Source organism: Ruegeria sp. AH7, assembly GCF_056541325.1.
Genome location: NZ_JBQFYF010000001.1, coordinates 167,684 through 178,673, shown reverse-complemented (window position 1 = coordinate 178,673; position 10,990 = coordinate 167,684). Strand labels below are relative to the sequence as shown.

9 protein-coding genes are annotated in these 10,990 nt (G+C 59.1%); 7 read left to right on the top strand and 2 right to left on the bottom strand.

The genetic code is table 11. The features are described from left to right. Nucleotides 1–34 precede the first annotated feature (34 nt). The 7 genes from ACR0JX_RS00905 to mdoH all read left to right on the top strand — a co-directional run bounded on the left by ACR0JX_RS00905 (nucleotide 35) and on the right by mdoH (nucleotide 9,519). Entirely contained in the window at nucleotides 35–493 is a 459-nt protein-coding gene (locus ACR0JX_RS00905; protein ID WP_480540593.1) for a DUF302 domain-containing protein, read from the top strand. Nucleotides 494–571: 78 nt separating this feature from the next. Next, nucleotides 572–2,191 (top strand): thiamine pyrophosphate-binding protein, encoded by a 1,620-nt coding sequence (locus ACR0JX_RS00900; protein ID WP_480540591.1) that lies wholly within the window; start codon nucleotides 572–574, stop codon nucleotides 2,189–2,191. After that, nucleotides 2,178–3,362 carry a CaiB/BaiF CoA transferase family protein gene (locus ACR0JX_RS00895; RefSeq protein ID WP_480540589.1) on the top strand — a complete coding sequence of 395 codons (1,185 nt, stop codon included), beginning with the start codon at nucleotides 2,178–2,180 and terminating at the stop codon, nucleotides 3,360–3,362. Before ACR0JX_RS00900 ends, ACR0JX_RS00895 begins: the two co-directional genes overlap by 14 nt. A gap of 179 nt (nucleotides 3,363–3,541) precedes the next feature. Beyond that, the gene (locus ACR0JX_RS00890; RefSeq protein WP_480540587.1) at nucleotides 3,542–4,912 is read left to right on the top strand and encodes a tetratricopeptide repeat protein; all 1,371 of its coding nucleotides are present in this window, start codon (nucleotides 3,542–3,544) and stop codon (nucleotides 4,910–4,912) included. A gap of 28 nt (nucleotides 4,913–4,940) precedes the next feature. After that, nucleotides 4,941–6,158: an OpgC family protein gene (locus tag ACR0JX_RS00885; RefSeq protein WP_480540585.1), complete on the top strand. Its 1,218-nt coding sequence runs from the start codon at nucleotides 4,941–4,943 to the stop codon at nucleotides 6,156–6,158. After that, nucleotides 6,155–7,654, top strand: coding sequence for an OpgD/OpgG family glucan biosynthesis protein (locus ACR0JX_RS00880; RefSeq protein ID WP_480540583.1), 1,500 nt, complete (start codon nucleotides 6,155–6,157; stop codon nucleotides 7,652–7,654). The genes ACR0JX_RS00885 and ACR0JX_RS00880 overlap by 4 nt, the downstream gene beginning before the upstream one ends. After that, nucleotides 7,651–9,519 carry a glucans biosynthesis glucosyltransferase MdoH gene (gene mdoH / locus ACR0JX_RS00875; RefSeq protein ID WP_480540581.1) on the top strand — a complete coding sequence of 623 codons (1,869 nt, stop codon included), beginning with the start codon at nucleotides 7,651–7,653 and terminating at the stop codon, nucleotides 9,517–9,519. Before ACR0JX_RS00880 ends, mdoH begins: the two co-directional genes overlap by 4 nt. Here mdoH and ACR0JX_RS00870 read toward each other — a convergent pair whose 3' ends face one another. Both ACR0JX_RS00870 and ACR0JX_RS00865 read right to left on the bottom strand, forming a co-directional pair. Continuing rightward, complete coding sequence (locus tag ACR0JX_RS00870; protein WP_480540579.1) at nucleotides 9,520–10,338, bottom strand: CE1 family esterase; 819 nt, start codon at nucleotides 10,336–10,338, stop codon at nucleotides 9,520–9,522. Nucleotides 10,339–10,343: 5 nt separating this feature from the next. Further along, entirely contained in the window at nucleotides 10,344–10,814 is a 471-nt protein-coding gene (locus ACR0JX_RS00865) for a rhodanese-like domain-containing protein (protein WP_480540577.1), read from the bottom strand. Nucleotides 10,815–10,990: the final 176 nt, after the last annotated feature.

The following is a 10,990-nucleotide window of genomic DNA, read 5'->3' as shown; positions in this document are numbered from 1 at the left end:
ATCAAGATGTGAATACCTGACGGAGATCTCAGATATGAAAGCCCTGTACGCAGCAATGTGCCTTTTTGCCCTGCCCGCTTTGGCCGACGAAGCGTTGCCGGGCTGGGCCGTGTATGAGACCGACAAGACCTATGAGGCCTTGGTCGCGGACACCAAGGCGGCGGTCAAAGAAAACGGGCTAATCGTTGTCACACAGGCCGGTCCGACCAAGGCAGCAGCGGCACGTGGCATCACCATCCCCGGCAATCGGGTGATCGGCGTATTCAACAATGACTATGCTGTGCGGGTTCTGGAAACTTCAACCCAGGCGATGATCGAAGCCCCAATCCGGTTCTATGTCACCGAGAATGAAGACGGAACTGCAACCCTGTCCTACAAGACGCCCAGCTTTGTCTTCGCCCCGTATGCCAACCAAGGTGGCGCAGCCTTGTCAGACATCGCCGTAGAATTGGACGCGAAGTTTCAATCCATTGCGGAATCGGCGCGCGAATAGTCACACTGGCGTGATCCGGCTTGCCTCTGGTGCGAAGGTCAGACATCTGCTTGGCAAAGAAAATCTCGGAGCTCATTGATGCAGGACATGTCCCCCCGCGCGGCTGATTTGCTGGCCCAACGCTTATATGAGGCCGGATGCCGCCATGCTTTTGGCATGCCCGGCGGTGAGGTGCTGACACTGGTCGACGCGCTGGAGCAGGCAGGGATCACCTTTCACCTGGCCAAACATGAAAACGCGGCCGGATTCATGGCCGAGGCCGTGCATCACCGCGACGGCGCGCCAGCGATTCTGGTCGCTACCATTGGCCCAGGTGCGATGAACGGGATCAATGTGGTCGCCAACGCGTTTCAGGATCGAGTTCCGATGATTGTTCTGACCGGCTGCGTGGATCCCGATGAAGCGCTGACCTATACCCATCAGGTGATGGATCACAGCCAGGTTTATCGCTCGATCACCAAGGCCACTTTTGTGATGACCGCAGAAGGCGCGGATATCATCGCCGACAAGGCCGTATCGCTGGCCAACCAGCCCCGGCCCGGCCCGGTTCATATCGACGTACCAATCTCGGTCGCGGATACCCGCGTGTCCTCGACCAAGCGTCGGCGCCTAGCCAAGGTCGCAGCCGTTGCTCCAGAAGGCGATTGCCTCGCCAAAGCGCGTCGCTGGGTGTCCGAGGCCGAACGTCCCGTGGCGATTATTGGTCTGGATGTTCTCTATGATGACTCGTGCAGCGTAGTGCAGGCGTTTCTGGAACACTTCAATATTCCTTTTGTGACAACCTATAAGGCCAAGGGTGTCATCCCCGAGGATCACCCCCTTTGTCTGGGTGGTGCGGGTTTATCTCCCTTAGCCGACAAGCACCTGATCCCGCTGATCGAACAATCCGATCTGGTTCTGTGCCTGGGCTATGACCCGATCGAGATGCGCCCCGGTTGGCGTGAAATCTGGGACCCGGAGCAAAAGCGCGTCATCGATATCTCGGCCGTGGTCAATGATCACTACATGCATCAGGCCGGGTTGAATCTTGTCGCTCACACCGGCGAAACGCTTGAAGCTATGGCCAAAGGCACCCCGGCGCGCGCGACATGGCCCGGTGGAGAACCCGCTCAGGTCAAGGCTGCACTGGCGCAAGCCTTCCCGCAAGACGACAATTGGGGCCCTGCCGCCGTGATCGCCGAGACACGCACGACCCTGCCACAGAACGCTCTTGCAACGGCAGACAGTGGTGCGCATCGCATCCTTCTGAGCCAGATGTGGGACTGTCATGAGCCGCGCGGGCTGATCCAGTCTTCGGCGCTTTGCACGATGGGGTGTGCCCTGCCCATGGCCATCGGCCTGAAACTGGCCGAACCCGACCGTCCAGTGATCAGTTTCTCGGGCGATGCCGGTTTCCTGATGATAGCCGGAGAGCTGTCGACCGCCGCCGAGATGGGCGGCAATCCCATCTTTCTTGTCTTTGTTGATGCCAGCCTTGCGCTGATTGAACTAAAACAACGCCAGCGCCAGATGGGCAATCGGGGCGTTGATTTCGACCGCCACGACTTTGCGGCCATGGGGCGCGCTTTCGGAGGCTATGGACATACTGTTCGCAACCGCGCAGAACTGCGGACGGCGCTGGAAGAGGCGGTCAAAGCCGACCGTTTCACCGTGATCGCCGCCGAGATCGAGCGTGGAGGATATGATGGCCGCATCTGACGGGCCGCTGAAGGGCGTCAAAGTACTGGACCTGTCTCGTATTCTGGCCGGGCCGACTTGCACACAATTGCTGGGCGATCTGGGCGCAAGCGTCATCAAAGTGGAAAACCCGGCCTCGGGCGGGGATGACACGCGGCAATGGGGACCTCCATATGTGACGGATGCCGAGGGCAACCGCTCGGACCTGAGCGCCTATTACATGTCGGCCAATCGAAACAAGAAATCCGTCGCCATCGATATCGCGACGCCCGAAGGGCAGGCCGAGATCAAACGCCTGGCCGCCCATGCCGATATCCTGATCGAGAATTTCAAGCCCGGCGGCCTGGCGAAATACGGCTTGGACTACAACGGCTTATCGCAGGATCTGCCGGGCCTCGTCTATTGTTCGATTTCCGGCTATGGGCAAACCGGACCCAATTCCAGCAAGCCCGGATATGACCTGATGGCGCAAGGCTATGGTGGCGTCATGTCACTGACCGGCGACCCCGACGGCGCGCCGATGAAAGTGGGTGTCGGTATCTCTGACGTGATGTGTGGGATGTACGCCGCTGTCGGCATTCTGGCCGCCCTGCGCCATCGCGACATGACGGGCGAAGGGCAGCAGATCGATCTGGCACTGGTGGATTCGCAAGTGGCCTGGCTGATCAACGAAGGCGTCAACTATCTGACCTCGGGCGATGTTCCTCAGCGACGTGGCAATGGACATCCCAATATCGTGCCATATGAGGTCTATCAGACCGCCGATGGCCACGTGATTTTGGCTGTTGGCAATGACGGCCAGTTTCGCCGTTTTTGCGATTTCATCGGTCATCCCGACCTGGCCGACGACCCGCGTTTCGCCACAAACCCAGCCCGGCTGGAGTACCGCGAAGCACTGAATGCGATCCTGCGGCCTGCGCTTCAGTCAAACAGTACGCAAACCGTGATCGCCGAACTCGAACTTCGCAAAGTCCCTGTTGGCCCGGTACAGACATTGGATCAGGTGTTCGACACCGATCAGGTGGATGCGCGCGAGATGCAGATCACCATGCAAGCCGAACCGGGTGAGGTGAATCTGATCGGGAATCCGCTGAAACTGTCCCGCACGCCTGTAACATACCGGCACGCCCCGCCGGTGTTCGGTGCAGACACTGATGACATTTTAGGCGCTGAAAACCCCTTTGAAGACTGAAACACTTGCCCATTTCGGCGGCAAGTTGCTGAAACATGCCCTTGAACCGGCGGTTTTTTTCAATTTTCGCACACACGGGTTTTCACCAATTCGAGAGCAGGGTCGATACTGTTACGACCCGCCCGCACACTCTGATAAATCAAACAGTGTCGAATATCTCAGTCGGATTGGACCCAAGTATGAAACAAGACGTTTTTGGACAGATGAACACTTTGACCCACTCGGCCAGTGCCGAAGCGTGGGATGGTGTTCTGCTTGGGTTCATGGCGCATGCGGCAATCACCCCTCAGCATTTGGGCAAGGTGCTTGAGCTGGAACCGGATTTTGCTCTGGGCCATGCGATCAAGGGCTTGTTCATGGTTCTGCTGGGGCGGCGCGAAATGCTGCCTGTTGCAGCCGAAGCGCTGACCGCGGCCTCCACTGCGATGGAGCGCCACCCTGTATCAGCCCGCGAACGGCTGTATGTTGAGGCACTGTCACTCTATCTGTCCGACCTGCCTTCGCAAGCGATTCAGAAGTTCGAAGAGATTCTGCGCACCCATCCAACCGATACGCTGGCGATGAAACTCAGCCATGCCACCCGGTTTGTTCTTGGGGATGCCGAAGGGATGCGTCGGTCGATCGAACGCATCTTGCCTGCCTATGAGCCCGATCATGCCGGGCGCGGCTACCTGTTGGGGTGCCATTCGTTCGCGCTAGAAGAAACCGGTGCTTACCAGAAGGCTGAGATTGCCGGGCGTCAGGCGCTGTGGATGGTGTCGGACGATGCCTGGGGCCTGCATGCGGTGGCCCATGTGCACGAAATGACGGGCAATGCCCAACTGGGCCTTGATTGGTTGGCCGGACGTGAGGACGCTTGGGCCCATTGCAACAACTTCCGCTATCACGTCTGGTGGCACAAGGCATTGATGCATTTGGATCTGGGTCAGGTCGATCAGGTGATGGCCCTATACGATCAGCATATCCGCAAGGATAAGACCGACGACTACCGCGATATCTCAAACGCCACATCGCTGCTGTCCCGGTTGGAGCTTGAGGGCATCGATGTCGGCAACCGTTGGGAGGAACTGGCCGATCTCAGCGCTGCACGGACCGAGGATGGCTGTCTGATCTTTGCCGACCTGCACTATCTGCTGGCCTTAACCGGTGACAATCGCGGCGATGCCACCGGGAAAATGCTGCAGCGTATCCAGCAGGATGCGCAGCGCAATCAAGGCGACACCCCGATCCGCATGTCTGATCCGGGCATCGCGGCCGCCAAGGGGCTTGAGGCGTTTGGCGACGGGCTTTACGGCGCGGCCTTTGACTTCCTGTCAACCGCTCGGGCCGGGATGCAATTGGCCGGTGGCAGCCACGCCCAGCGTGATGTATTCGAGCGCATCACAATTGATTCCGGCCTGCGCGCAGGTCGTCTGGATGCAGTCGAGCGCATTCTGGATGATCGCCGGGCAAAACGCGCCGGGGGCGAGGACAATTACGCACTAGCGCGCCGCGCATTGATCGAAGCGGCCCGCGACAGCGGCGACGCGCAAAGCGTCCCGGCTGAATAACCAAAAGACCAAGAAGGACAGAAAACGTATGGCGACAGTATCGCCCGCTTCTGATTTTGCGCCCGTGGCGGCCCATGCGGCTGCCCCTGCCACCATGCGCGACCCGCGTCTGGATTTCTATCGCGGCATCGCGATGTTCATTATTCTGGTGGCCCATATTCCCGGCAACCCATGGACCAGTTGGATTCCGGCCCGGTTCGGATTTTCTGACGCGACCGAGATCTTTGTGTTCTGTTCCGGCATGGCCTCGGCCATCGCTTTTGGTGGTGCGTTTGTGCGCAAAGGCTGGTGGATGGGCACGGCGCGGGTGGCGTTCCGCATCTGGCAAGTCTATTGGGCCCATATCTGTCTGTTTTTCTTTGTCGCGATGACTATGGCCGCGCTGGACCAGACCGGTGCATTTGAAAAGACTTACATCTCATCCCTGAACCTTCAGCACTTCTTCAAAGACCCAGCCTCTCAGATGGTGGGGATTTTCACGCTGACCTATGTGCCGAACTACTTTGACATCCTGCCGATGTATCTGGTGGTTCTGGCCATGATGCCGCTTTACATGGCACTATATCGGGTCAGTTTCTGGCTGATGGTCGCCGTTTCCGTGGCGATCTGGTTTATTGCTCAAACCGGCGCGCTGGCCCTTCCGGCCGAACCATGGTCGGATCGTCAATGGTTTTTCAACCCGTTTGGCTGGCAACTGTTGTTCTTCACCGGCTTCGCCTTCATGCGCGGCTGGATTCCGGCCCCGCCGGTTTCGAAACCGCTGATCTGGGCGGCGATTGCATTCCTTGTTCTGTCCGCGCCCATCGGGTCCTGGAAGGTATTCCTGTGGGTGCAGTCCGCAGCCCCCGGTGTGGCCGAGCAAATCCGCGAGATCTGGCCCTTGACCAAAGAACTGCGCGGCAAGACCGAGTTTGGCCTGTTCCGCTATATCCACTTCCTGTCACTGGCCTATCTGGGCTGGGTCATCGCTGGTGAGCAAGGCCATCGCCTGATCGCTTCGGGCCACAGTCTTGGTGCGCGCATCTGGCAAGTGGTGTTGAAACTGATCACCAAAGTGGGTCAGCAATCCCTGGCGGTCTTCGTCTTTTCGATGGCCGCTGCGCGCCTGATCGGCGTTGCCTTGGATCAGGCTGGGCGGGATTTTGCCACCGTCTTCGCCGCCAACACGATTGGCTTTGCCATGATCATCGCGGTGGCCTATCTGGCGGCCTGGTTCAAATCACAGCCTTGGAAATCAAAGAGATGACCCTGACCCGCCGCGCATTTCTGGCTTCTACTTCAGCGCTGTTTCTGGCGCCGGCCACCTTTGCCTCGGGCGGGGATGTGGCGTTTGACCGCAGCCATGTGATCGAGCTGGCCCGCGAGCTGGCCAGCCGCCCTTTTGCTGAGCGCGAGATGGTGCCGCAGGAATGGCAGGACCTGACGTACCAGCAATACCGCTCGATCCGGTTCCGGCTGGATCGCGCGCTGTGGTATGAAACCGAGACGCCGTTCAACGTCGATTTCTTCACGCCCGGCCTGTATTTCCCGCGCACGGTCAAAGTGTCAACAGTTGAGAAAGGCATGACCAGACCGGTCACCTTCGACCTGGACATGTTCGACAAGTCCAAAGATGTTCCGGCCCTACCGATCGACGAAACCCTGGGTTTCTCTGGCCTGCGCCTGCGCACTGAAATGCACCGCCCCGGCGAAACCGATGAGTTCTGCGTCTGGCAAGGGGCCAGCTATTTCCGTGCCATCGGTCTGCACGAGGTTTACGGCCTGTCAGCACGTGGCCTGGCGCTGAAAACCGGCGATCCGGATGGCGAGGAATTCCCCGAATTCATCCGCTTCTGGCTGGAACGACCGGAACCCGGCCAACGCAATATGGTGGTTCACGCCCTGATGGACAGCCCCAGCGTAACGGGGGCTTATCGGTTTAATGTGACTGCAGGGACCGATTGCATCATGGATGTCGATGCCACCTTGTTCCCACGTACCGAACTGGATCACGTTGGCATCGCGCCCGGAACCTCGATGTTCCTGTTCGACCAAACAAATCATAGCCGCTTTGATGATTTCCGCCCTGCCGTCCATGACAGCGACGGGCTGCTGATCCGCAACGGCGCGGGAGAGGTGATCTGGCGACCATTGGCCAACCCAACCCGCCTGCAAATCTCGTCCTTCGTGGATACGAACCCTCAGGGCTTTGGCCTGATGCAGCGTAAACGCGAATTCTCGGACTATGCAGATCTTGAGGCGAATTATCACAAGCGCCCCAGCTTATGGGTCGAGCCCGGCTCTGATTGGGGCAAGGGAACGGTGACGCTGGTTGAGATCCCAGCCGATCAGGAGATCTACGACAACATCGTTGCCTATTGGCGTCCGGCAGAACCTTATTCTGCTGGCAACCAGGTTGATCTGACCTACCGCTTGATCTGGGGCGAGGAACCTCAGCTTACGCCGATGCCGCGCGTGATCAACACGGCCATGGGTGAAAATACCTTTGGTGAGGGCCGTCTGGCCGTGATCGACTTCGAACCCAGTGAGCTGTTCGATGATCTGGACGCAGTTACCATCTTTGCCAATTCGCCTCATGCGGAAACCTCAGATGGTGTGTTGCAACGCAACCCCGATACCGGCGGTGTGCGCCTGGCGTTTTCCTTCCAACCTGATGAGCGTGACCATGTCGAACTGCGCGCGCAGCTGCTAGTAAACAAACGCCCGGCCTCCGAAGTGTGGCTGTATCGTTGGACCGCATGAACCGCGATTTGCATATCATGCCACCCGAGGCGCCACAGGCGATGCCCGCTCAGGACTTCAGCGCCGGGTTCCGTGATGCCGAGGTGCCATCAGGCAAACATCGCTCAGCCGGGTTCTGGCGCGCGCTGGCCTTTTCCCCGGCCATGGTGGCAACACTTGGCCTGCTATGGGTAATGACCGATTGGTTCGGGGCCGAGGGGATCAACCTGGTCGAAGGCATTCTGCTGGCGTTGATCTCGTTCAACTTCTTCTGGATCTCGTTCACGGTTTGCACTGTCCTGCTAGGAATGATCTCGCTATCGCGGCAAGAACGACCCGTCGCTCTGGGCCGCGTACAGCCGCTGCGCGTCGCCCTATTGATGCCGATCTACAATGAGGTTCCTTGGTTTGTTCTGGGCAATGCCCGCACCATGCTGGAACAGCTGCGCGCACGCGGCGGACGGCACGAATACGCCATGTTCATTCTGTCAGATACCCGCGACCCCGAAATCGCGGCACAGGAACAAGCCAGTATCGAGGCATTGCGCACCACGTTAGCCCCCGATCTGAAACTCTACTATCGCCGCCGCGAACAGAATACGGATCGCAAAGTGGGCAACATCGCCGATTGGGTCAGCCAATGGGGCGGCGATTGGGATGCGATGTTGGTGCTGGATGCAGACAGCCTGATGACCGGACGCGCCATCGCCCGCCTGACGGATTCGCTGGCCCGCGACCCCGGTGCAGGGCTGATCCAAAGCTACCCGCAACTGATCGGCGCGCAGTCGGTCTTTGCCCGAATGCAGCAATTCGCCAATGGCGTCTACGGCATTGCATTTGCCGAAGGTCTGGCCCGCTGGTGCGGACAAGAAGGCAATTACTGGGGCCACAACGCCATCATCCGAACCAAGGCTTTCGCCACCTGTGCAGGCCTGCCAAAGCTGCGGTCGTTCAACGGGCAAGATAAGCTGATCATGAGCCACGACTTCGTCGAGGCTGGTCTGCTGCGCCGTGCCGGATGGGGCGTGCGTTTCCTGCCGCGTATCCGTGGATCATACGAAGAAACACCACCCACCCTCATCGATCACGCCATGCGGGATCGTCGCTGGTGCCAGGGGAACCTGCAACACCTGAAACTGCTGGGCTCGCGTGGGTTCCGCTCGGTCTCGCGGTTTCACATGTTCCATGGTGCGGTTGGTTATCTGATGTCGCCGCTATGGTTTGCCTTGCTGCTGATGTGGGCGTTGATCGGTCAGGGTGAAGAGGCGTCGGTTCTGCACTATTTCAGCCCGGACAACCCGCTGTTTCCGCAATGGCCCGAGATGAGCGAAACCCGTCACGTGCTGATCATTCTGGTGATGTACGCGATGCTACTGGCCCCCAAGGTTCTGGGCGTGGCCGCCCTACCCCTCAGCGGTGTGCGCTATTCAGATTTCGGCGGTTGGCGGCGGTTCTTCACCTCGTTCCTGTTCGAGGTCATCCTGTCGATCCTCTACGCGCCGATCCTGATGGTGCAACAGATGATTGCCGTGTTCCGCACCGCCTTGGGCCTGCAAAAAGGTTGGTCACCGCAGGCGCGCGACGGAGGCAGCTATGGTCTGCGCACACTGATCTTTTGCCATGCGCTGGAAACCGTTAGCGGCATCGCACTCAGCCTTGGTATACTGGCGGGTCTGGTTTCAGTCTGGCTGGCCCCGATTGCCATCAGCCTGGCCTTTGCAATCCCACTGTCAGCACTCAGCGGCGTATCCGCCGGGGCGGCGCGCCAGATGGTCGGGATGCGCGAGGATTTTGCTGAGCCAGATATCACCCGATCAGCCCGTCGTCATCGGGATGAGCTGAAACGTCTGATCGAAGGTAAGGGAAGCATGACCCCGGCAGAGTGATTATCCGCCGGGCAGACCTTCGTACCAATCCACCATCATGTCCGCCCAACCATTTGGCACTGTATGGCCACCCGGGAACAGAGCGAACTCCAGCGCGCTGCCATCAGCGCAGCCGCTCCAATACCGGCGCATGAACGGACCGGTCGTGGAAAACCCGCTGGGTTTGGTGTCAACGCATCCGTTGGCAACACGCCAGATTTCAAGCCCGGCAAAGATGTCACCCTGATGAAAACGACCACCCCCAAGCAGCCGCCCTTCGAGCGGTACAACATTGTCGATCCAGCCGTGCGCATGGAACAGGCGTACCGGCCCATTGCAGGCTTCTGGATGTGGTCGCCAGAACCCGCCGGAAACCGGCACATAGGCCGAGAATGTCTCAGGCGCATCGCAGGCCAGATAGTTCACCATGAATCCTCCGGCTGAAAACCCACCCAGAACCGCGCGGTCGCTGTCGATGCCGAACCGCTCTGCCGCATCGTTTACCACTTCGCTCAGAAAGGCTGTCTCATCCCGTTCACCAAAGCCCGGGTAGAAATTCCAGCTTTTGGTGCCGCCGCGATCAGGTCTTTCCAGACCCTCGGGGGCCATAACGGCGTATCCACGGGCCAATAAGGGCTCGACCATGCTGCGGTTGTTCATGGTGCCGGACCCGCTGCCGCCATAGCCATGCAAGAATACCAGCAAAGGCGGGTTTTCGGCGTTGGGCAGTTCGATGTGATATTCGCCCAAGGCCGTCTTGCATGTGCCCTCATCCGGGCCGCAATCAGCATATGCGGACTGGGCCGCAACGGCCAAACAGGCAGATAACCAGTATTTCATCTTGCTCAGGTCCCCTCAGAATACGTCTCGACGGGCAATCCGGACCGAACCCAACCCGGCCCTGCCGCTGATCCCAGCATACCTTCCGGCACGTCGATAATATTGGTAAATCCCGCCTCAGTCAGTTGATTGCTCAACCGCGCAGACCGCACGCCCCGCGCGCAGATCAGGGCAATCGGGCCAGATTGATCTCCGTCGGTCAACTGCAACAAAGCCGCCACAAAATCATCCCGCCGCATATCCAGCGGCTGCGCGCCTTGCCCAATGCCGGTCGCCATCCATTCGCGCGGGGTGCGAATATCCACCAGCAGGATGTCTCCGGAAACTGCGCTCTGATGCGCTTGCGCGACATCAAGCTGATCGCCCGAATAATCCTGTGGAATCAAACGGTATTGGCGGATTGCAAAGCCAGCGGTAAGGGCCGCCCCGCCCCCCAGCAAAACCCATCTTCGGGCAAGGTTTGTCTTCTCTGCCATGCGGCACCCTTTTGCGTTGACCGCCTTGTTGTAGCACATCAAAGACAAAGAGGCTTTGATCAAGAATGGCCACTGCGATCAAGTTCGCGTCATTATCACGCAGCAGGGTTCCGCCCGAAATACGCCCTTTAGTCCTTGTCGAAACCTTGCAATTTCCCGGCAGCCAATAAATTATC

Coding starts and splice junctions, on each gene's coding strand:
- ACR0JX_RS00905 (WP_480540593.1), top strand. CDS start 35: ATGAAAGCCCTGTACGCAGCAATGTGCCTTTTTGCCCTGCCCGCTTTG.
- ACR0JX_RS00900 (WP_480540591.1), top strand. CDS start 572: ATGCAGGACATGTCCCCCCGCGCGGCTGATTTGCTGGCCCAACGCTTA.
- ACR0JX_RS00895 (WP_480540589.1), top strand. CDS start 2,178: ATGGCCGCATCTGACGGGCCGCTGAAGGGCGTCAAAGTACTGGACCTG.
- ACR0JX_RS00890 (WP_480540587.1), top strand. CDS start 3,542: ATGAAACAAGACGTTTTTGGACAGATGAACACTTTGACCCACTCGGCC.
- ACR0JX_RS00885 (WP_480540585.1), top strand. CDS start 4,941: ATGGCGACAGTATCGCCCGCTTCTGATTTTGCGCCCGTGGCGGCCCAT.
- ACR0JX_RS00880 (WP_480540583.1), top strand. CDS start 6,155: ATGACCCTGACCCGCCGCGCATTTCTGGCTTCTACTTCAGCGCTGTTT.
- mdoH (WP_480540581.1), top strand. CDS start 7,651: ATGAACCGCGATTTGCATATCATGCCACCCGAGGCGCCACAGGCGATG.
- ACR0JX_RS00870 (WP_480540579.1), bottom strand. CDS start 10,338: ATGAAATACTGGTTATCTGCCTGTTTGGCCGTTGCGGCCCAGTCCGCA.
- ACR0JX_RS00865 (WP_480540577.1), bottom strand. CDS start 10,814: ATGGCAGAGAAGACAAACCTTGCCCGAAGATGGGTTTTGCTGGGGGGC.